Source organism: Virgibacillus sp. M23 (assembly GCF_034190895.1).
GTDB classification, from domain to species: Bacteria; Bacillota; Bacilli; order Bacillales; family Amphibacillaceae; genus Virgibacillus; species Virgibacillus salarius.
Window position 1 is genome coordinate 48,822 of sequence record NZ_JAWDHA010000015.1, and the last position, 21,171, is coordinate 69,992.

A 21,171-nucleotide genomic window follows, 5' to 3' on the forward strand; every position below is an offset into this window, starting at 1 on the left:
TCCTTATATATAAATTAAATTAAGGACGAATTAACTAAATGGAGAGTTCCATGTTACTAGAACCATCATTAAAAATAAGATAGTTAAATAATTCAATGAATAAATAAAAATGATGTTTGCCCATTTCAGATCATTTTTCATAAAGAATCCACTGATACCAATTGCTAGCCATCCAACATTAAGTAAAGTAGCAATAACCATGAACGTTGTTCCCAACGAAGCTAGGTAAAACGGTAATGGTAATAAACATGCAATGTAAATTACAATTTGACGTTTCGTGAATTCAAAACCATGTACTACTGGTAGCATTGGTATACCTGCTGCTTTATATTCTTTACTTTTTCTCATTGCTAATGCAAGAAAATGTGGAGTCTGCCAAATAAACATAATTAAAAACAGAATAAATGGAACAATATGAAAATTCGGTTCTACTGCCGCCCAGCCAATTAAAGGTGGTGCTGCCCCAGAAAAACTACCAATTGCTGTATTCAGCGTATACTTTCTTTTAGACCACATCGTATAGAGAACAACGTATACAAACCAACCAATAAACGCAAATAATACCGCTTCAATAGTTGTAAACAGGAGTAGTCCAAATCCTATTAATGTGGTAACGATACCAAGTGTAAGAACAGCTTGAAGTGAAATGGTTCCGGTTACGGTTGGGCGTAATTTCGTTCTTGTCATAATTGGATCAATATCAGCATCGTACCAATTATTTAACATACACCCTCCGGCAATCACTAGTGCACTTCCTACCATTGTTAATATAAATGTTCCAATATAATCTGTAAAAGAAGATCCGGTAAAATATAGCGCTAACCAGAAACCTGCAAATACAGTGATTAAATTGGAATTAATGATTCCAACTTTGATCAATGACTTAATATCTGCAAGTAACGTGTTGGAACGTTTATCGTCGGAAACACCAGCATTGCTTACAACCGTTGATGTAGGTGTCTCTGCTTTATCCATTCATATCCCCCCTTCAAGCGCCTACCAAAAGGCATAATGAGACAAGGTATACTTTAGTGGAAAATCCAATAAAAACAAAGTATCCCCAAAAATTAATTGTATCATGGAATTGTTTTACAATCTAATAACTACCTAGTAATTATTTTACTGTAATTCACTCATGTTTTTGTGACGATTTTGTGAATCATTTTAAAACAATAAAGAATTGGCTATGTAGGATGGTAGTTATTTTCGCGTAATGATGGTAAGTATATCAAACTCCCCTACACTATTTCTAGCAAACAACAGACAACAATGCAAGCGTTTTTTATATTTTCTATAGTGAAAAGAAAAACAAAACATGATACTATTACAATTGTGTGTCAACACAATCCATTTTTGAGGCAAACCATTGCTTTTTCTCAGGTATTAATATTATGATAAATCTATCGGATTTGTAAACATACTATTTTTTAAATTACATAAAGTGAGGATTTACTAATGATCAAAATCTTAAAGTGGTTATCTGTCGTGGCAACCATTGGTATGATGTTCGTTTTATTAGGTGGTGCACTTGTAACGAAAACAGGATCAGCTGACGGATGTGGAGATAGTTGGCCATTATGTGAAGGAGAAATAATACCAACTACGATTACACCAGAGTTAATAATTGAATTAAGTCACCGTATGGTCACAGGTATTGTTGGTTTTGCAGTATTGGGCTTGGCAGTATTAGCTTGGAGACATATTGGCCATATTCGTGAAGTGAAGTTCTTGTCATTTCTTTCATTATTTTTTTTAATTCTTCAAGCACTTATTGGGGCTGCAGCAGTGAAATGGGGGCAATCTGACTTTGTATTAGCTGCACACTTTGGCATTTCGCTAATTTCCTTTGCTTCCGTCTTTTTGCTTATGCTTCTCGTTTTTGAGGTTGACAAAAAATTCGATGCTAAATCTCTATTTATTAAGAGGTTTCATCGTATCGAAATATATGCATTAACGATATACACTATGTTGGTTGTTTATACTGGCGCCCTTGTGCGCCATACTGAATCTAATCTGGTGTGTGGTGGATGGCCATTCTGTAATAATAATGCTCCATTTGCTTTCTCAGAATATACTATACCTCAATGGATTCAAATGGGACATCGATTAGCTGCGGCAATATTATTTATATGGACAGTAATAGCTTTTATACAAATGATTAAAAATTATCGTTCCAACCATATTATGTATTGGGGTTGGATCATAACATTATCATTTATCTCCTTACAAGTATTCTTTGGAGCAATGATAATCTTTACTCGACTCCATCTAGGTACGGCACTTTTACATGCACTCGTAATTTCTCTTTATTTTGGCATGCTGAGCTATTTTGTTTTGCTAGCAACAAGAAGTGGCAAGTATGAAAAGCAAACGCAAGATAAGCCCAATATTTCATCAACTTAATATGGAAACTGTTTATGTCAATTATTTGCATAAAAAAATCTCAAGGAAATTTTTTTCCTTGAGATTTTTTATTTCAGGTACACTTTTGGCACAGCTATTCACATAGTAACAAGCTACGTCAAGTAGCGCTGACCAACACCCTATTAATCAAGTGGTATCCCATTTAATCAAATTCGATGAGCAAATCTCCTACTTCGATCGTATCGGCGTCACTAACGTATATATTCTTAATTGTACCTGTAAAAGGTGCTTGAACAGTTGTTTCCATTTTCATAGCTTCGGTTATTAAAATATGATCACCTTTATCTACTTTTTCACCAACATTTCTTAAAACCTTAATAACCGTACCAGGCATTGTTGCTCCGATATGCTTATCATTTCCTTTATCCGCCTTTGGCTTTATTTCTAATTCTGACTGGATATTTTCATCCTTAACGACAATTTCACGTGTTTGTCCATTTAACTCAAAATAGATAACCCTAGTACCATCTGCCCTTGCTTCAGATATCGATACAAGCTTTACAATTAGCGTCTTTCCTTGTTCGATTTCTACTTCTATCTCTTCACCTAGATTCATACCATAGAAGAAAGTTGGTGTATCTAAAACCGACATATCTCCATATGTATCGTAGAATTTATTGTAATCCATAAATACCTTTGGATATAATGCATGTGATATCAAATCAAAACTAGTAACCTGACGATCTAGTGTCTTAAATAACGTTTCTTTTAATTGGGTAAAATCGATCGGATCTAGTAGTTCGCCTGGACGTACCTTAATTGGTTCCTTACCCTTTAGAATAATGCGTTGCAATTCTTGAGGAAACCCTTGATATGGTTGTCCAATATAGCCTTGAGCAAATTCTATTACCGAATCAGGGAAGTCGATAGATTCCCCTCGTTCATAAATATCATCTTCTGTTAAATTATTTTGTACCATGAATAATGTCATGTCACCAATAACTTTTGAGGAAGGAGTTACCTTAATAATATCGCCAAACATATCATTTACTTGCCTAAACATTGCTTTTACTTCATTCCATCTGTCTTCTAAACCGACTGCCTTGGCTTGCTGTTTTAGATTACTATATTGTCCACCAGGCATTTCATGCATATATATTTCTGTATGCGGTGATTTCATACCACTTTCAAAGTCACGATAATAGTCTCGAATCCCTTCCCAATAATGCGAAAGTTTTTCATAAGCAGAAACATTTACCTTTGGCTGTCTCGAATGGGATTCTAACGCATGATATAGTGTTTGTGCGCTTGGCTGTGATGTTAACCCAGCCATTGGCCCAGCAGCAACGTCTACAACATCAACACCTGCATCTATTGCTCGAGCGTATAAATAAATTCCATTTCCACTTGTATCATGCGTGTGCAAATGAATTGGTAAATCAACAGTCTCTTTTAAGGTTGAAATCAATTGATATGCTGCTTCCGGTTTTAATAATCCAGCCATATCTTTAATACCTAGTATGTGGGCACCAGAATCCTCTAATGATTTAGCAAGTTTTTTATAATATTCTATGTCATATTTAGAACGGCCAATATCTAATATATCTCCAGTGTAACACATTGTGGCTTCAGCAATTTTGTTATTTTCGCGAACGGACTCGATTGCTAATTGCATTCCTTCAACCCAATTCAAGCTATCAAAAATTCGGAAAACATCTATTCCTGCAGTAGCACTTTTTTCAACAAATTCTTTAATTAAATTATCTGGATAATTTTTATACCCTACCGCGTTACTTGCACGTAGCAACATTTGAAAAAGTACGTTTGGCATTTTTTCTCGAAGCTTTAACAGACGTTCCCATGGATCTTCTTTTAGGAAACGATAAGCAACATCAAAGGTCGCTCCACCCCACATTTCTACGGAGAATAAATTTGGTAATAATCGTGCTGTCGGCTCAGCAATTTGATACAAATCCTTTGTTCTAACCCTCGTTGCTAATAAAGATTGATGGGCATCACGGAATGTCGTATCAGTTAATAAGACTTCCTTTTGCTCTTTCAACCAATTTGCAAGTCCTTCAGGTCCTTGCTGATCAAGAATTTGTTTTGTGCCATCAGGGATTTTCTCTGCTGAGTCAAATTTAGGAATTTGTAATTTTGAAAAAGATGGTTTTGCCTTCTTCCCTGATGCATCTAACCCATTAATAGTCGTATGACCAATATAGGTTAACATCTTTGTACCTCGGTCCTTTCGTTTCGGAAAAACGAATAGCTCCGGTGTTTGGTCGATAAAGGTCGTATTATAAACACCTGAAAGAAAATTCTCATGTAAGATGACATTTTCTAAAAAAGGAATATTTGTTTTAATTCCACGTATCCGGAATTCTTTTAAGTTTCTGACCATTTTTTGTACAGCTTGCTCAAATGTTAGTGCCCAAGTAGATACCTTTACTAAGAGTGAGTCGTAATGAGGTGAGATGACTGCTCCTTGAAACCCATTACCTGCATCTAATCGAACTCCAAATCCCCCACCAGTTCGATATGCCATGATTCTTCCTGTGTCAGGCATAAAATTATTTAAGGGATCTTCTGTAGTTACCCGAGATTGAATAGCAAAACCATTTGTAACCAATTTATCTTGTTCCGGTATGCCAATAGAAGTATCATGTAAGTTTCTTCCTTCAGCTACCTTAATTTGTGTCTGAACAATATCCACACCCGTAATCATTTCAGTTATCGTATGCTCTACTTGAACACGTGGATTTACTTCTATAAAGTAAAATTCATTTTCTGTTACAAGAAATTCTACTGTTCCAGCATTAACATATTGAACATTGTCCATTAGGTGTACTGCTGCACTACATATTTCCATCCGTAATTTGTCAGGCAATGATGTACTAGGTGCTACTTCTACTACCTTTTGGTGTCTTCGCTGGACAGAGCAATCTCTTTCAAACAGGTGAATTGTATTACCAGCATGGTCACCAATTATTTGCACCTCAATATGCTTTGGATTCTCAATTAATTTTTCAACATAGATCTCATCATTTCCGAAAGCAGCCCTTGCTTCAGATTTCGCACGGTCATACGCTTCTGCAAGTCCTTGTTCACTGCGTACGATGCGCATACCTCGACCGCCACCACCAAGTGATGCCTTTATTATAATTGGAAAGCCATGCTGCGTAGTGAATTCTTCTACTTCTTCTAAAGAAGTAACTGGCCCATCGCTTCCTGGTATAATAGGAATTCCTGCATTAATCGCTTGTGTTCGTGCTTTTACCTTATCCCCAAACATATCGAGATGCTTACTTGTGGGACCAATAAAAATGATTCCTTCTTCTTCACAACGTTTCGCAAATAAAATATTCTCCGAAAGAAAACCATACCCAGGGTGAATCGCATCCACACCAACTTTTTTTGCGAGCTTAATAATGCCTTCAATATCAAGGTAAGCCTCAATTGGCTTCTTTCCTTCACCGATAAGATACGCTTCATCCGCTTTATACCGATGGTAAGAGCTAGAATCCTCCTTAGAATAAATAGCAACTGTCCGGATGTTTAATTCAGTACAAGCCCGAAAAACACGTATTGCTATCTCTCCTCGGTTTGCAACTAATATTTTGTTTATCTGCTTAAGTTGTTCTTCCATGTTTTTCCTCCTCGATTAGTATAAAGTACTTTACTATCATTATTCTGTTGTTCGGTTGCTGGTTCTTGTTCTCTCTTCTTTACTTGCATTGCTATATTATTTAAAACCCCCATCGATATCATTAATACCAATAGAGACGAACCACCATAGCTTACAAACGGAAGTGGAACTCCTGTGATAGGAAGTAAACCACTAATTGCTCCTAAATTAATAATAGCCTGCAAACCTACCATTGACGATATACCTATAGCTAATAATGCTCCAAAGCTGTCTTTTGTTTTTCGCGAGATAAAAATTCCGCGTAAAACAATAATGGCTAACATTCCTATAACGATAACCACCCCTAAAAAACCAAGCTCTTCAGCAACAATTGCCATAATAAAATCAGTATGAGCCTCGGTTAAATAGCCGAGCTTTTGAACACTTTGCCCGAGCCCTTCTCCCAAAATACCACCATTACCTATCGCCAGATAGGACTGAATTAATTGATAGCCATGAGAATCGGGTGTTTGAAAGGGCTGATATGCTCCTGTAAAACGGGAAAGCCTTTCGTCTGTTATCATATATGGTATTGCAAATAATAATAATGCAACACCAATACCTATTAATATCAGCAAGTGTTTTAATCGAATTCCTGAACTAAAAATTACGGAACATGCAATCAAAAAGATAATTGATGCTGTTCCAATATCAGGCTGAAGGACGACTAAGCCTAAAATTATGCCTGTTAGTATAAGCGGTGGAAGTACTCCTTTACTAAACTGATCAATATATTCTTGTTTTTTCGAATAAACAGAAGCTAGGTACATAATTAGTGCAAGTTTAGCAAACTCAGCAGGCTGTATTCCAAATATCCATGACTGAGCATTGTTTACATTTGAACCAAACAATAACACAGCTATTAATAATAAAATGATACCTAATATGATTGGTTTTATTAATTTTTGGTAATACTTATAAGGGAAAATACAGCAAACTATAAATGCTCCTAATCCCATTGCAAATCTAACAGATTGTAAGCCCAAATAATGCGTAGGTTTATACTCATTTACTACTGCGAATACCATACTCGCACTATAAATCATTACTAATCCAAATGCAGCTAAGAGGATTGGGGTAATCATTAAAGTAAAATCATAATTTTTTAATTTCTGTACCATTTTCCTTCTCCCTACTTTTATGTATTACAAGCGGTATTGTTTTCTATAAATTCTATATTTATTATGTCTTATCGCAGGGTATGAAGCTACTCACTTACCTATTTACATTGTGTTTAAACAAAAAAACCTTGCCGTTTTAGTTTGTAGGCAAAGTTTTTGCATCTTCGTTCAACCCGCAACTAATCTCGTGACGTTACTATCACACGGATTTCTGCGCTGCTTCATGCAGAATATTTAACTGCCTCTCCAAATTTTCAAGGAGTGCTTTACCTTCATCTTCGCTGATTAAGTTCAAACGAACAGCAAAATCAATTTCCCTGGAAAGCCCAAACATTTGTGTATCGAGAACTTCTTCGTATAAAGGACATTGTGGCATTGTTAGGTTATCTATTTGAACTTCTATTAGTCGCAAAATTTTGTCAGCATCAGCCTTAAGAAGGGCATGGGCTTTTTCGCGATGATTTACTGTCACCTCATGAATCAAATCTATCCCCTCCAAAAATAAGCTTCCTTCTCTATATTATATTATCGTTAGCATCAATAAAATGCAAATAAAATTAAAGAAAATCATAATCTTAGAAGTGAAAAATTAGTATAGGTCTGCTATCCTTAAGAAGGACAACTTTTAAGAGGTGATAAATATGATCGTACCAATAAACGGGAAAGTAGCGTATCCCATTACATTAGATCCAACAGTGTGGATATTCGATGACAGAAAAATAGAACTAGAGAAAGCTTTTACAGAAAAACCAGTTGATACCAATGATCAAGACGAATTAGAACGTGCTTCTCAAAGATGGAGCCAAGAGGTCTATCAACAAAATATAAAACCACCCGTAAATAGAAGTATTAAAAAATACGAGCGCGAAAAAATCTTGGAAAGCTCTTACGTGATGCCAATAGGTCATTTTCTTGATAATGCAGAAATTAGCAAGGATGCATCGGGTGCAATTTTAGTTACTGATAGTAAAGAAATCCCTATTTCCATTGATGATTTATACCATAGTTATTTTCTATTCGCTCGGGATGGAAAACCTCTTAAAGAAGACGGACCGGTTCATTTATATTATCAAGACGGTTCCAACAAGGATAATCCTATTAAACATATTACTGCTATAAAAATAAAGTAACACTAACTTAGACATCTTCTTCTTTCTATTTGACCATAGAACAACGGAAAGAAATAATGGGAAAGCAGTGATGAAAAACTTTATTAAAAAGTTACCGAATGATTTTGAAGGTTGTGCACATTGTTGCGACAACCTTTTTTTTATAAGCAGGGAAATTATAAATTTTCCCATGTGAATAAATCTTGGCGTGTTGAGCCGCGTCCAGCACCAGCCTTCAGAAACGAGGCGACTTCATGAATCGCCCTAATCTAAGTCATCATCGGCTCACAAGCACACCGTAATCCTTTATCTTCGTTGACTCGCTCCAGTTACTACGTTTCTATTCGGGCGTTTGCGCTTTTGTTCTTTGCCGAAGTAATTTTTTCTAATACTATCTTTATCATAGTTTTCGTAAATAACCCTCAATATCTTACCGTTTTGTATAATTTATATTATTTCATCCAAAATAACAGTAATCGTTTTTATTATGGATGGAGGAATTTCTAATGAGATGGCGAATAGGTTTAATATTACTTGCTAATATATTTATATTGGCAGCATGTCAGCAGCAAAGTCAAGAAGAGCCATTATCGAATGAAGAGAAAGACAATCAAATGATTCAGGTAAAGAATTCGGACCCTCACGAACAAAAAAACCTTACAAATACAGAAATCGCAGATCACCTTGCAAATATTGCAAGTGACGTTCCTAACGTTGAAGACGCGACATCTGTTGTAGCTGGCCCCTATGCAGTTGTAGGGATTGATGTAGATAAAGACCTCGATCGATCGAGAGTAGGCACGATAAAATATAGTGTGTTAGAAGCTCTTTATCATGATCCTTATGGAAAAACAGCGGTTGTTGTAGCGGATGCGGATATGACAGAAAGAATTAGAGGAATGGCAAATAAAATTAGACAAGGACACCCAGTCCATGGCGTTGTAGATGAACTTGCTGCAATTGTAGGAAGGTATATGCCAGATTTTCCAATCAGCGATGACAGACCTCAGGAACCGGATCAAAATAAAGAAGTAATACCCGAGGACGAAAAACAAAAGCTAGAAGATACAGAAGAAGAACAATCTAATCATCATAATAATGAATAATAAAAGAGTTTCCGACTATTACGGAAACTCTTTATCCTTATTGTTGATGCTCAATGGCATTATTATCTTTATGCTCTGTATAGTATTGAACTCCAAATTGAGAGCCTTCTGAAACCATTTTAGCGTTTTCTAATTGTGCTAGATCCTGGTTTTCTGATTGATCCGGTACACCAGCATCTTCAAAAGTAGTACGTATTCCATTTTGATAATTTGTTATTTTGTCTTTTACTTTTTGCCGATTATCTTTATTCTTTAAAAAATATCCTGCCATTGTTGCGCCAATCACACCAGCTGCACCAGCAGAATACAAATATCCTTTCTTCATCAAATCGCCCTTTCTTTTACTTATTTATGAGGTATTTACCCTATTCCACCAATCATCAAACATGACATACTTCTTTTTCAGGTCCACATTGTGTTACACTAAGATTAGATTATGATGACAAATAATGATGATATTGTCGACAATAATCTTAAGCCTATTTTTTTACGTTGAGGTGAAATTATGCAAGTTAAATGTACAATTTGCGACAATATAGAAAGTATTGATGATCATTCCTTTGAAGCGAAACGATTAAGAAACAGGCGAATCCATATGTACCTTTGCCAATTATGTTATGAACGAATTGAGCACAAAACGAAACAACGTCATGCTACCGGAAAATTTCGTTTATATACAGAAAAAAAAGCATCTGACGATTTTATTTAAGTCATAAAGAGCGGGGATAAAAAAACAGCTTTTTACGCAAAATACAATAATCATGTTACCCCGCAGGAGTCTCGTATATTTTAGAGCGCAAGTGTCCGATTAGAAACGTAGCGACTGGAGCAAGTCAACGGAGATAAAGAAATCACGGTGAGCCTTTCGAGCCGATGAATGAATTAGATTAAGGCGATTTGTGAAATCGCCTCGTTTCTCGGTGCTTGCACTTTACGCGACTCAACACGCCAATATTTATCCACCCACATGGGCACATTTTATAATTCCTAGACTATCAAAAAAGGGGCTGGGACAAAACCCAGTAAAATAAAAAGTGGTACTCGCCAATAATTTGGTGAGTACCACTTTTTTAGAGATTTATGTACGCAAAAGGGATACCTTCTGGTAAAGTTAAAGTAATCACACCCAAACAGACCGGAGGTATCCCTTATGTTTAAACATTATACCATGAATCAAGTCGTTTTGCCTTTAGATTTTGAAATGAAATTACAAGAAAATGATATCGCCTATGCAGTGAACCATATTGTAGAACATATCCCAGAAGAATCATTTGTGGGATTTTTGCGCGAAACAGGTTGTCCTGCATACCATCCTCGAATGATGATGAAGATTATCTTATGTGCCTATACCCAATCTGTTTTTTCTGGCAGAAAAATAGAAGGCTTACTTAAAGATAGTGTACGGATGATGTGGTTAGCACAGGGGTATGAGCCGAGCTATCGTACCATCAATCGATTCCGTGTTCATCCCGAAGTAAAAGAGTTACTACGCCAATGTTTTGTCCTATTTCGCTGTCAACTTGTTGAAGAGAAGGCAATTGAAGAAGAGGCCATTTTTATTGACGGCACGAAATTAGAAGCGAATGCCAATAAGTTCACTTTTGTATGGAAAAAATCCATTGAAAAATACAGCTCCGATTTAGTAGAGAAGTCGAATCAAATGTATGAGGAGCTACTGGAAAAAGAAATTATCCCCGAAATAGAAAGAGAAAGTTCTGATGAAATTTCAACGGAAGAACTCAATGAAGTAGTAAAAAAACTAGATGAAAAAGTGAAGAAATACGATCAAGAAATCGAGGAAAGTGAAAAAGCAAAAGATCGCAAACAACTCCGTTCTATGCGAAAAGAACCCAAGCAATACCGTAAACAATTCCAAGACTATGTAATTCGTAAACAGAAATATCAAAATGATATGGAGATCTTTGGCAACCGCAATAGTTATTCTAAGACGGATCATGATGCCACTTTTATGAGAATGAAAGATGACTATATGAAAAATGGCCAACTTAAGGCGGGTTATAATGTACAAATTGCGACCGAAGGCCAGTACACATTAGCTTATGATGTATTTCCAAATCCTACGGATACTCGCACGTTTATTCCTTTCCTCAAGAATATTGAAGAAAGGTACTTCAAGTTACCCAAGTATATTGTCGCTGACGCCGGTTATGGTAGTGAACAAAATTATAGTGAGGTATTACATCGAAATAGAACTCCACTCATTACGTATAATTCCTATCGGATGGAAAAGAAAAAGAAATATAAAGAAAATCCTTTTTATGTGTCAAACTGGGACTATGATTCAGACAGCGACTTCTTTACTTGCCCAAACGGAAAGAAGGTACCTTTTCAATATCTATCGAATCGAACAGATAAAGCCGGATTTAAACGAACCTTTCGTGTCTATGAATGTGAAGATTGTTCGGGATGTCCATTACGCGTTCATTGTACCAAAGCAAAAGGAAATCGTAAGATTTTCTATAATGCCCATTGGGAACAGCAAAAAGCATATATAAGAGAGCAGCTTTCAAAAGAAGAAAAGGGAGAAATCTATGGAAAACGTAAAATAGATGTAGAACCTGTCTTCGGATTTTTGAAGGCTAATTTGCGTTTCACTCGTATGTCAGTGAGAGGCAAATCGAAAGTGGAAAATGAATTAGGATTCGCCTTTATGGCGGTGAATTTAAGAAAGTACACCGCCTTCAGGCAAAATACAAGCCTAAATTATAACAAAAAAGATTCCAGCTATCATTTTTTGATAACTGGAATCTTTTTTAACTTCATAAGGGCTAGTTATGTCCCAGCCCCTTTTTATTGTTTCTTAATTCTGTTGTCTCATTCTCTTTATTCGTTGCGTTTTCTGGTTCTTTCCTTATGTAGTCGTAATCGATAAATACCTAACACGAGTGAAATAATAACTAAACTCTCTGTAATTGGCATTTGCATAACACTACTGAAAATCGTAAGTACAAATACACCAATTGCCAACATGATATATACCACAATCGTTTTAATCATCGGAAGCTTTCTAGCAAACCCCAGCTTAAATGCAATAATACTAAAGATAAGATTTAAAATATATAATCCTTCAAACAAATATTCCGTTCCAACTTGCTCGAGAACAAAATCAAATACTAGACTGAAATTCGAGTTCATATGTATCCCCCACTACTTATGTATAGCAATTTAAAATCCTTTTATTATCATACTAAATATTTAGCATGTTCGCCAGCCTAATATATGGTTACATACTTATATAAAACCCTTTGATCAAATAATCGATTTCCGATATACTAGATTTTGAGATAAAAGAGGTGTGGACATGAAAAATATAAATTTTCCAATGCTCTTATTAGCATTACTCGTTATTTTAATGTTTGTTGGCGTCAGCATATCGATAGCCTACCGTAATATATGGTTAGTGATTTTGTTTATATTATTGGGATTTGCTTTTATGGGATTTGGTATAAGCTTAAAGAAAAAGAGGAAGTGACTTTAAAAAGTCACTTCCTCGCTTTACGTACGTAATCTTCAAGAATGTTCTGTTGTATTTGTGGGTTACAGGTGAAGACAGAGTTCTTATCTAACATATTTATTTTATCCCCATCAATCGTTGAAGTTACTCCACCTACTTCATTAACAATAACCATTCCTGCCGCAATATCCCACGGTGAAAGACTAAGCGTTAAGTAGCCATCTAAAATGCCTTCAGCTACGTATGCAAATTCCAACGCTGCGGAACCATAAGTTCTCGTGCCTCTTATATCCCGAACGAGCTGTTGCATGATAGTTTCATCGACTAGACGATTCTTACACAACCAAAAATGGTTTAATCCGATGATCGCCTCATTAAAACGGACGTCTTGATTTAATAAAGGAAGTCTCGTCTCGCCTTTATAAGCCCCTTTTCCTCGTTGTGCACTATACAATATATCATCCATCACATTGTAAATAAGCCCAATCTCACCGATGTTGTCATGATAAATTCCAATTGATATAGCAAAATTTCTCTTTTGATGAACAAAATTCATTGTTCCATCAATTGGATCGATGATCCAAACCGTTCCATCCATTGTTCTTATCTCATCACCAAAACCCTCTTCACTTAATATAAAATGTTCTGGATATTTTTTCTTTATCCGGGAAGCAAAGAAAGCTTCTGTATCTTTGTCCATTGTCGTGACTAAATCATTTGCATTGGATTTTGTATCAATAGTTAATGGATCGTTCATATGATTTCTAATTGTCCTTCCAGCTTCAAGTACCCATTCTACCGCTTGATGGTATACTTCTTCACGATACACTTCATCCATATGTATTCCTCCAATGTTTTCTATATAATACTATAGTATCAGAACTCTTGATGCGAGTCATCGGTTTCACTACCTTAGCTATAATCATTTCTAGTTAGTAAGAAAAAAGCGCAAGCGCCAAATTAGAAATGTAGTGACTGGAGTGAGTCAACAGACATAAAGGAATCACGGTGAGCTTGCGAGCCGATGATGACTTAGATTAGGGCGATTCGTGAAGTCGCCTCGTTTCTGGGTGCTAGAGCTGGACGCGGCTCAATATTTCCATATTTATCCACATGGGCAAATTTAATAATTTCATTATCTAGACTATGAAAAAACCCTCAATACGGATGAAATACCGTTATTGAAGGTCAAAGCACTCTATTCATTATCAATCTCCATTAGCTGTCTCCTCAGCTGCTTTAATCGCTCTTTACTTTTTATAATTCCTACAGTATCTTCACTCTTCATCGCATCATAAAGTGTTACAAGTTCATAATCAATTTCCATGCGGATCACAGGCAATTTTTCTTGGGCTTCTTTACGACGTAAAGCCTCCATAACGTACTTCAATTTGTACACAACCTTTCGATCGCTTTTAATATATTTATGAATATCATCACCATTTGGTTCAATAAATCTTATAATTCCGCTACTTATTGTTATAATTTCCCCTTAAAACGACTTGTTTAAACATTATATTTATAAAACTTGACTTGCTTTAATAAATACTTAATAATAATTATTATAATTAGAATCTGCAGAAATACACCTTGATAACTAGACAGAAGAAAGGGAGATTAAAATGGTTTTTAATGGTTTTGAAAAAAAAGATTTTGATACATTTTTCATTGATGGACTTGAATCAAGAATGGAGGCAATTCAAACACGGATACAGCCAAAATTTCAAGAAATCGGTAGCTTTTTGGCAGATTATTTAGCTACGCAAGTAGGGAATGAAGTATTCGTACATATTGCCAAGCATGCGCGTAGAACAGTAAATCCGCCAAAAGATACATGGCTAGCTATTGCTGCGAATAAACGGGGATACAAAAAACACCCACACTTTCAGGTAGGTTTGTTTGATGATCATGTATTCATTTGGTTAGCACTGATTTATGAACTAGATCATAAATCAGCCATTGCCCAGACATTCATTAATAGTTTTGATGAATTAAAACAACTTCCTAAAAACTTTGTCGTATCACTAGATCATATGAAAAAAGATGCAAAAAGTATAGAAGACTTAGAGCTAAAAGATGTTAAACGATTCCGCGACGTAAAGAAGGCTGAATTTCTAGTTGGTCTACATTTAGATAGAAATGATGACCGTGTGTATGATGGAGACGCATTCTTACATCAAGCAACAAGTACCATTGATTCTCTACTACCTTTCTATAAAAAAGCAGTAAATAGTAAATAGTATAGTGAACTACTCCCCCCACTTACCCTTACGGGTTGCTTGAAGAGGGGGCTTCTTGGGTAATCGCCACTTTTGGTAGCTGACGAAATGGACCAAGCTAACCCTCTTGTTCCAAGAGTTTATATTTTCATTAGGCACTTGCTAATAAGCGAATGCCTTCTTTTTTGATATGAAGCGCTGAATTATAATCTCTATCGAGATTTAGCCCACACGAACAAGCGTATGTTCTAATTTCTATAGGCATTGGTTGGGTATTTCCGCAACTCGAACAAGTTTTGGTAGATGGGAACCATTTATCAATATCCTTTGATTTTCAATCTATTTTTTTACTACTTCAATAGGCGAACCGCCAGTTGTCAACAAACCAAAACTTCTTGACCAAAACATTTCTTTCCATAACTTTTTACGAACAGGAGGAAAATCCCTCTTGCTAAGTCTTGAACTGGCACTTTTATAGGCATTGATGAATTTCGATCATTCACTGTTGGGTTGTGCTTTGAACAAAAAAGGAAAAAAGCCTTTGGGCTGTCGCCCAACCGAAATTCATCTCCCCCCTTACCGTTGGGCTCCGCCCTTCACACGCTTGAAGATGGAGACTTCTTTCGGAAGTACGTTAAAATACGCTTCGCCAGTTTTATTTCATAGATATTTTATGTTGATCTGAATCCCTTGCGTGTCTTATAACCGGAAAGCATGCATATCCAGATCCCTGTTCAAATTCTCGAAATAGTTTCTTCTCTTCACTCTTCGAGGGAACGACCTTCTTAAAATCATTATATACAGTCAATAATACAGTACGGTCAACGTTTTTTTCATATGCTTGTTCGACCAGTGAAAAGAATTGAACCACCTGTATTACTTCCTCCTTCGTCCAGGTTTCATCAATAGGATAATGATAACTCATGCCACGACCCCTTTCAGCATCAAGCTTTTATGTTTTGATAAGTCTCTTTCTATAACTATCTGGAAGATATTCTTCTCTGTGTCTGCTTCGCTCATTGCAGCAATCTGCTAACTCACTAGCATTCCCTACCGATAAATCAGCAAAAGCCGAATGAGCTAATCTCTTTGAAAGATTGGGTTTTTAATGTTTTTTAATGTTTAATTGCTAAAAACCTTTTCTAAAGAATTATATCAATAACTATTTCTTCTATTTTAGCATTTATTCTTGTTGAACGACTAGTATTTATGGTTGTCTTTTGCTATAATACTTTCGATATTTTAGTCTGACATCATAGAGAGGTGTTCCTATTGGATGAACAGCATCATACACCATTATTTACCGGTGTATTAGAACATATTAACAAAAATCCTATCCCCTTCCATATACCAGGTCATAAACAAGGAAGGGCTGCTGATGATACATTTCGTACGTTCTTAGGCGAGAATGCCTTTAAGATGGATTTAATTAATATTACACCTTTAGATGATCTACATCATCCACAAGGAATTATTAAGCATGCTCAAGAACTAGCTGCCAAAGCATTTGGTGCGGAGCACACCTTTTTTTCTGTGCAAGGAACAAGCGGTGCTATTATGGCAATGGTAATGAGCGTCTGTGGCCCTGGTGATAAAATAATTGTACCCAGAAATGTCCATAAATCTGTAACAGCTGCCATTATTTTTTCTGGTGCTATACCTGTTTTTATTCATCCAGAATTAGATAAAGTATTAGGTATTTCTCATGGAATTACGCCAACTTCTATTGAGCAAGCTCTTGAAGCACACCCGGAAGCTAAGGCGGTTTTGGTTATTAACCCTACCTATTTTGGTATTGCAGCAGACTTAGAAGAAATTGTAAAGATGGTACATTCATATCGTATACCTGTTTTAGTTGATGAGGCACATGGAGTACATATTCATTTCCATGATGACTTACCAATATCTGCCATGCAGGCTGGAGCTGACCTTGCCGCTACAAGTGTTCATAAATTAGGAGGATCATTAACCCAGAGTTCGATTTTAAACCTTCAAGGTACGCTTATTTCACATGAACGAGTACAAACAGTTATATCAATGCTAACAACGACTTCTACTTCCTATTTACTGTTAGCTTCTTTAGATACTGCAAGAAAACAATTAGCTACTAAAGGGAAAGAGCTCCTAACCAAAACGATAGAACTTGCCAACTATGCCAGAATTCAAATCAACAGCCTAGCTTATCTTTATTGTGCTGGCTCTGAATTATTAGGATCAGAAGCAATAAATCAATATGATCCGACTAAGTTAATCATTTCCGTGAAAGATTTAGGAATTACCGGTTATGAAGCTGAACTATTTTTAAGGGAAAAGCATGCAATAGAAGTAGAACTTTCCGATCTCTATAATGTATTATGCATCATTACCCCTGCCGATTCTCTTTCTTCCATTAGTAAATTAATGGAGGGGCTAAATCATCTAGAAAAAGTTAAGAAACAATCTGTAACGGATGTACAAGTTACCATACCCGATATTCCCATCCTTGCTTTAGCACCTAGAGATGCATTTTATGCAGAGACAGAAACCGTTTTATTTAAGGAGGCAGCAGGTAGAATCAGCGCAGAATCCATTATGATCTATCCACCAGGGATTCCTATATTTATACCTGGAGAGATCATTACGAATGAAAATATCTCTTATATTCAAAAAAATATTGATGCTGGACTACCTGTACAAGGACTTCTAGATGAAACACTTGAAACGATCCAGGTAATTAAGGAATATAAGCCGTTTAAATGATTTTAAACTAATAACTAGGTTAACCATAATAGCAAACAATTTTTTATACTCTTTATCCACATTCCACATAAATTAGCCTATAATCATATTTTTAAATCCCATAATTGTACACAAAAAGATAGCTAGCCCTAATGAGAGCTAGCTATCTTTAATAGGTATATATTAACTTTATTATTTATTTTCACGGCAAGTCGGACAAGTACCATATAAAGTGGTAACTTTCTCTTCATCATAATGTTCAATGACTTTTTGACAATCTTGGCAAACAACTGTGCCCATTTGGCCCAACTCCTTTTTAATGAATTGTGATAGCGTATTCATATTATAATATGTCACATTAAAAAAATCAACCTTAAAATAGTATGACACATTTAATAATTAATCCAAATTAAAAACCGCTACTTTTCGCAGCGGTTGTAGATTACAGTATTATAATGTTTTGATTAGATGAGGATCAACCATTTCATAGCCCTTATCTCTCAACCCATTCACAATATTCTCTAATGCCTCGTTTGTCCATTCACGGTCATGCATCAATAAATTAGCGCCGGGTTTGAGCAGTGAATAATCAACCCCTACTTCAGGCCCCTCACCTGTTATCATTGCCGTGGTCAATTTCTTTGCATCCATATAAGGCTTAAAATAATCATATCCATATGTCCAATTCATTAGGACCATTCCTTCATCTTTTACAACCTGTTTTGAATGCTCCGTGTTAGACCCATGCGGTGCTCGAAAAAATAATGGTTTTTCGCCAATTATTTCTTCAATTTGATCACTAACTCTCACTATTTCTTTCGTTTGCTCTTCATCCGTTAAATCTTTTAAATTTGGGTGACTGTATGTATGATTACCAATTACAAATCCCATTTCATGAATTTGTTTTAGCATATCTCTTTGCTCTGGTGTCTCTAAGAAGTGTCCATTTACAAAAAAGATAGCATTTACATCTAACTTTTTTAAAGTGTTTGCCATTTCCAAAGCATGTTTATCAGGTACATCATCAATGGTTAATAAGACTACTTTTTCATTCGTATCTTCACCCAAAGGTACAACTGATGAATCATCCGCTATTTCATACATAGGCTCGGTTTGATCTTCCTCTTTGTTTTTTATGACCTCGGCATTTGAATCTTTGCCCTCTAATTCTCCACTGCTTTCTTTGTCGGTAGAATCGGTTGAATGATCCTGTTCTTGCTCTGGTTGTTGCATCGCTTCATTTGCACCACATCCAGCAAGCAGAAAAAGTCCTATCGCGATTATAAGTGTTATGAATGATGTCTTCATCAGATCGTCCCCTTGTTTAGTTTATTATTCTGTCACCTATATTATAGCCTCCATAAAATGCACTGACAATATGAGTAATATACCATTTCCTATAAAGTGAAAGTTTAAACACACTACGAATTGGGTAAGAAAATATATGGTATGATCCTCTTTGACAAGGGAATAGTAAAAGCATGAGGTGTGAGATTTGCCTCAGACCTTTACTATATGTTTTAATACACTAAGTGCGCCTACTACATAAGATCAAAGAAATTTTAAATAGAAAGGACAATTTTTGTGAAAAAAGTAACACGCGTATTTTATATCTCAGCTATTATCGCATTATTGTTTATTATTTGGGGCATTATCCCGAAAGATATATTGCCTAATGGAAATTTGGATAATGTAACGTCAATTATTCAAGGCTTTTTGGTAGATAAATTTGGATGGTTTTACTTATTAAGTGCAACTGCATTTCTAGGATTTGCGATCTACCTTATTTTTTCAAAATATGGAAACATCAAGTTAGGTCGACCAGGTGATAAGCCAGAATATAGTTATTTAACATGGTTTGCTATGCTTTTTAGTGCCGGTATGGGAATTGGACTTGTTTTCTGGGGTGCAGCAGAGCCTATTTCCCACTTTCATAACCCTCCATTTGGAGAAGCAGAAACGAATGATGCAGCTAAAGCAGCAATGCAATATAGCTTTTTCCACTGGGGATTTCATCCATGGGCAATCTATGCAACGATTGCATTAGCACTAGCTTATTTCAAATTCCGAAAACAGGCTCCAGGTGTGGTTAGTGCCATACTAGAGCCGCTATTTGGTGATCGCATTAAGGGTGGATGGGGTACCGCCGTAGATTTCATTGTCGTATTCGCAACTATTTTTGGTGTTTCAACCTCCCTTGGACTTGGCGCCATTCAAATTAGTGGTGGTCTTTCCTTTGTAACGGGTATTGAATCAACAATAACCTTGCAGTTAATTATTATTGCTATTGTTACAGTATTATACATGACTTCAGCTATGACAGGTTTAAACAGAGGAATTAAATATTTAAGTAATGCAAATCTAATGCTCGCATTATTATTAATGCTTTTCGTATTATTCTTAGGGCCAACGAATTTTATCATGAACTTTTTCACGACAACTCTAGGAAGTTATTTACAGAACCTTCCTAGCATGAGCTTAAGAATGACTCCATTCAACGAAGAAAATGCAGAATGGATTAATGGCTGGACCATTTTTTATTGGGCATGGTGGATTGCTTGGGCCCCATTTGTAGGAACATTTATCGCTAGGGTTTCCCGCGGTAGAACGATACGTGAATTTGTTTTAGGCGTCCTGCTCGTACCAACTATATTCGGAGCACTTTGGTTTTCAGTGTTTGGTGGATCAGCCATACACTTAGAAGCGAATGCAGGTGCTAATATCATGCAATACATTGAAAGTGGCGGTGAACAATTAGCCTTGTTTGCTGTACTAGAACAATTTCCTATTGGTATCGTTATATCCATCATTGCAATTTTATTAATCTGTACATTCTTCATTACATCAGCAGATTCAGCAACTTTTGTATTAGGAATGCAAACAACAGGCGGTAGCCTAGACCCAGCTAATTCAGTAAAATTCATTTGGGGTATTATACAATCGAGTGCTGCAGCAGTACTACTTTGGCAAGGTGGATTAAATGCTTTACAAACGGCATCCATAATAGCTGCCTTTCCATTTGCCATCATAATGCTACTTGTTGTTATCTCGTTAGTTAAGTCATTTAGACAGGAAGCAAAGGAAATTGATTTAGGAAGCAAAAGAAGGGGTTAGAACCTCAGCTTGTAGAAAAAGCCTTGTGTGTTTTCTACAAGCTTTTTTTGCGCAAACAGCAATAACAACATTTTTTTTCTTTGAAGCTACGTTTTATTTTTTCTTTTCTCATACGGAAAATCCACTTACCATCATTAGAAAGGCGGTTCAAACGAACCTGCTCTTCCTTCTCACACATGACGAGTAACAGTTTTCTGGTGCTTGTGTACATTTTGCAAGACTCGAATCCCTATTACATCTGCATTTCGTTTTATTTA

20 protein-coding genes and 2 pseudogenes are annotated in these 21,171 nt (G+C 36.0%); 9 read left to right on the plus strand and 13 right to left on the minus strand.

All coding sequences use genetic code 11. The features are described 5' to 3' along the window. Positions 1-30: 30 nt before the first annotated feature. Positions 31-975: a heme o synthase gene (cyoE, locus tag RVS70_RS08360; RefSeq protein ID WP_026680773.1), complete on the minus strand. Its 945-nt coding sequence runs from the start codon at positions 973-975 to the stop codon at positions 31-33. A gap of 480 nt (positions 976-1,455) precedes the next feature. On the opposite strand from cyoE, the gene RVS70_RS08365 reads away from it, so the two are divergent. Next, entirely contained in the window at positions 1,456-2,403 is a 948-nt protein-coding gene (locus tag RVS70_RS08365; RefSeq protein WP_026680772.1) for a COX15/CtaA family protein, read from the plus strand. A 163-nt stretch (positions 2,404-2,566) separates the two neighbouring features. Here the strand turns inward: RVS70_RS08365 and pyc are convergent, their stop codons facing one another. The 3 genes from pyc to RVS70_RS08380 all read right to left on the minus strand — a co-directional run bounded on the left by pyc (position 2,567) and on the right by RVS70_RS08380 (position 7,654). Then, positions 2,567-6,013 carry a pyruvate carboxylase gene (gene pyc, locus RVS70_RS08370; protein WP_205388501.1) on the minus strand — a complete coding sequence of 1,149 codons (3,447 nt, stop codon included), beginning with the start codon at positions 6,011-6,013 and terminating at the stop codon, positions 2,567-2,569. Further along, positions 5,989-7,173, minus strand: coding sequence for a putative lipid II flippase FtsW (gene ftsW, locus RVS70_RS08375; protein ID WP_026680770.1), 1,185 nt, complete (start codon positions 7,171-7,173; stop codon positions 5,989-5,991). The genes pyc and ftsW overlap by 25 nt, the downstream gene beginning before the upstream one ends. Before the next feature lie 199 nt (positions 7,174-7,372). Next, a complete protein-coding gene (locus RVS70_RS08380) occupies positions 7,373-7,654 on the minus strand; it encodes a YlaN family protein (RefSeq protein WP_026680769.1) in 282 nt (93 codons plus the stop codon). Positions 7,655-7,814: 160 nt separating this feature from the next. Between RVS70_RS08380 and RVS70_RS08385 the strand changes: the two genes are divergently transcribed. Both RVS70_RS08385 and RVS70_RS08390 read left to right on the plus strand, forming a co-directional pair. Beyond that, complete coding sequence (locus RVS70_RS08385) at positions 7,815-8,303, plus strand: hypothetical protein (protein WP_026680768.1); 489 nt, start codon at positions 7,815-7,817, stop codon at positions 8,301-8,303. Positions 8,304-8,788: 485 nt separating this feature from the next. Next, positions 8,789-9,388 (plus strand): YhcN/YlaJ family sporulation lipoprotein, encoded by a 600-nt coding sequence (locus RVS70_RS08390; RefSeq protein WP_026680767.1) that lies wholly within the window; start codon positions 8,789-8,791, stop codon positions 9,386-9,388. 37 nt (positions 9,389-9,425) lie between these two features. Here the strand turns inward: RVS70_RS08390 and RVS70_RS08395 are convergent, their stop codons facing one another. After that, positions 9,426-9,713 carry a hypothetical protein gene (locus tag RVS70_RS08395; protein ID WP_026680766.1) on the minus strand — a complete coding sequence of 96 codons (288 nt, stop codon included), beginning with the start codon at positions 9,711-9,713 and terminating at the stop codon, positions 9,426-9,428. A gap of 180 nt (positions 9,714-9,893) precedes the next feature. Between RVS70_RS08395 and RVS70_RS08400 the strand changes: the two genes are divergently transcribed. Beyond that, positions 9,894-10,097, plus strand: coding sequence for a YlaI family protein (locus tag RVS70_RS08400; protein WP_026680765.1), 204 nt, complete (start codon positions 9,894-9,896; stop codon positions 10,095-10,097). A gap of 441 nt (positions 10,098-10,538) precedes the next feature. Further along, entirely contained in the window at positions 10,539-12,281 is a 1,743-nt protein-coding gene (locus tag RVS70_RS08405) for an IS1182 family transposase (protein ID WP_321132851.1), read from the plus strand. On the opposite strand, the gene RVS70_RS08410 is transcribed toward RVS70_RS08405, so the two are convergent. Continuing rightward, entirely contained in the window at positions 12,233-12,544 is a 312-nt protein-coding gene (locus RVS70_RS08410) for a YlaH-like family protein (protein WP_321132852.1), read from the minus strand. The genes RVS70_RS08405 and RVS70_RS08410 overlap by 49 nt on opposite strands. 166 nt (positions 12,545-12,710) lie before the next feature. Between RVS70_RS08410 and RVS70_RS08415 the strand changes: the two genes are divergently transcribed. Then, positions 12,711-12,881 carry a DUF5325 family protein gene (locus tag RVS70_RS08415; protein WP_161629269.1) on the plus strand — a complete coding sequence of 57 codons (171 nt, stop codon included), beginning with the start codon at positions 12,711-12,713 and terminating at the stop codon, positions 12,879-12,881. Between the two features lie 10 nt (positions 12,882-12,891). On the opposite strand, the gene RVS70_RS08420 is transcribed toward RVS70_RS08415, so the two are convergent. Beyond that, on the minus strand, positions 12,892-13,701 hold the full coding sequence (locus RVS70_RS08420; protein WP_026680763.1) for an inositol monophosphatase family protein: 810 nt from the start codon (positions 13,699-13,701) through the stop codon (positions 12,892-12,894). A 360-nt stretch (positions 13,702-14,061) separates the two neighbouring features. Next, positions 14,062-14,253: a hypothetical protein gene (locus RVS70_RS08425; protein ID WP_026680762.1), complete on the minus strand. Its 192-nt coding sequence runs from the start codon at positions 14,251-14,253 to the stop codon at positions 14,062-14,064. A gap of 232 nt (positions 14,254-14,485) precedes the next feature. On the opposite strand from RVS70_RS08425, the gene RVS70_RS08430 reads away from it, so the two are divergent. After that, on the plus strand, positions 14,486-15,103 hold the full coding sequence (locus tag RVS70_RS08430) for a YktB family protein (protein ID WP_166530961.1): 618 nt from the start codon (positions 14,486-14,488) through the stop codon (positions 15,101-15,103). 130 nt (positions 15,104-15,233) lie between these two features. On the opposite strand, the pseudogene RVS70_RS08435 reads toward RVS70_RS08430, so the two are convergent. The 3 genes and pseudogenes from RVS70_RS08435 to RVS70_RS08445 all read right to left on the minus strand — a co-directional run. Next, positions 15,234-15,404, minus strand: a pseudogene (locus RVS70_RS08435) (zinc ribbon domain-containing protein); the annotation flags it as partial. 17 nt (positions 15,405-15,421) lie between these two features. Next, positions 15,422-15,607: pseudogene (locus tag RVS70_RS08440) on the minus strand (transposase); the annotation flags it as partial. A 130-nt stretch (positions 15,608-15,737) separates the two neighbouring features. Then, complete coding sequence (locus tag RVS70_RS08445; protein ID WP_026680760.1) at positions 15,738-16,007, minus strand: UPF0223 family protein; 270 nt, start codon at positions 16,005-16,007, stop codon at positions 15,738-15,740. Positions 16,008-16,354: 347 nt separating this feature from the next. On the opposite strand from RVS70_RS08445, the gene RVS70_RS08450 reads away from it, so the two are divergent. Next, a complete protein-coding gene (locus tag RVS70_RS08450) occupies positions 16,355-17,821 on the plus strand; it encodes an aminotransferase class I/II-fold pyridoxal phosphate-dependent enzyme (RefSeq protein WP_321132853.1) in 1,467 nt (488 codons plus the stop codon). Positions 17,822-17,992: 171 nt separating this feature from the next. Here the strand turns inward: RVS70_RS08450 and RVS70_RS08455 are convergent, their stop codons facing one another. After that, entirely contained in the window at positions 17,993-18,100 is a 108-nt protein-coding gene (locus RVS70_RS08455) for a GapA-binding peptide SR1P (RefSeq protein ID WP_080668661.1), read from the minus strand. A 150-nt stretch (positions 18,101-18,250) separates the two neighbouring features. Continuing rightward, the gene (locus RVS70_RS08460) at positions 18,251-19,108 is read right to left on the minus strand and encodes a polysaccharide deacetylase family protein (RefSeq protein ID WP_026680758.1); all 858 of its coding nucleotides are present in this window, start codon (positions 19,106-19,108) and stop codon (positions 18,251-18,253) included. 276 nt (positions 19,109-19,384) lie between these two features. Between RVS70_RS08460 and RVS70_RS08465 the strand changes: the two genes are divergently transcribed. Then, a complete protein-coding gene (locus RVS70_RS08465; RefSeq protein WP_026680757.1) occupies positions 19,385-20,914 on the plus strand; it encodes a glycine betaine uptake BCCT transporter in 1,530 nt (509 codons plus the stop codon). The last annotated feature ends 257 nt before the right edge of the window (positions 20,915-21,171 follow it).

Bases quoted from the DNA above. Each gene is read 5' to 3' on its own strand.
- RVS70_RS08405 (WP_321132851.1), top strand. From the start codon at position 10,539: ATGTTTAAACATTATACCATGAATCAAGTCGTTTTGCCTTTAGATTTT.
- RVS70_RS08430 (WP_166530961.1), top strand. From the start codon at position 14,486: ATGGTTTTTAATGGTTTTGAAAAAAAAGATTTTGATACATTTTTCATT.
- RVS70_RS08455 (WP_080668661.1), bottom strand. From the start codon at position 18,100: ATGGGCACAGTTGTTTGCCAAGATTGTCAAAAAGTCATTGAACATTAT.
- RVS70_RS08390 (WP_026680767.1), top strand. From the start codon at position 8,789: ATGAGATGGCGAATAGGTTTAATATTACTTGCTAATATATTTATATTG.
- RVS70_RS08445 (WP_026680760.1), bottom strand. From the start codon at position 16,007: ATGAGTTATCATTATCCTATTGATGAAACCTGGACGAAGGAGGAAGTA.
- RVS70_RS08415 (WP_161629269.1), top strand. From the start codon at position 12,711: ATGAAAAATATAAATTTTCCAATGCTCTTATTAGCATTACTCGTTATT.
- ftsW (WP_026680770.1), bottom strand. From the start codon at position 7,173: ATGGTACAGAAATTAAAAAATTATGATTTTACTTTAATGATTACCCCA.
- RVS70_RS08400 (WP_026680765.1), top strand. From the start codon at position 9,894: ATGCAAGTTAAATGTACAATTTGCGACAATATAGAAAGTATTGATGAT.
- RVS70_RS08410 (WP_321132852.1), bottom strand. From the start codon at position 12,544: ATGAACTCGAATTTCAGTCTAGTATTTGATTTTGTTCTCGAGCAAGTT.
- cyoE (WP_026680773.1), bottom strand. From the start codon at position 975: ATGGATAAAGCAGAGACACCTACATCAACGGTTGTAAGCAATGCTGGT.
- RVS70_RS08420 (WP_026680763.1), bottom strand. From the start codon at position 13,701: ATGGATGAAGTGTATCGTGAAGAAGTATACCATCAAGCGGTAGAATGG.
- RVS70_RS08460 (WP_026680758.1), bottom strand. From the start codon at position 19,108: ATGAAGACATCATTCATAACACTTATAATCGCGATAGGACTTTTTCTG.
- pyc (WP_205388501.1), bottom strand. From the start codon at position 6,013: ATGGAAGAACAACTTAAGCAGATAAACAAAATATTAGTTGCAAACCGA.
- RVS70_RS08365 (WP_026680772.1), top strand. From the start codon at position 1,456: ATGATCAAAATCTTAAAGTGGTTATCTGTCGTGGCAACCATTGGTATG.
- RVS70_RS08395 (WP_026680766.1), bottom strand. From the start codon at position 9,713: ATGAAGAAAGGATATTTGTATTCTGCTGGTGCAGCTGGTGTGATTGGC.
- RVS70_RS08385 (WP_026680768.1), top strand. From the start codon at position 7,815: ATGATCGTACCAATAAACGGGAAAGTAGCGTATCCCATTACATTAGAT.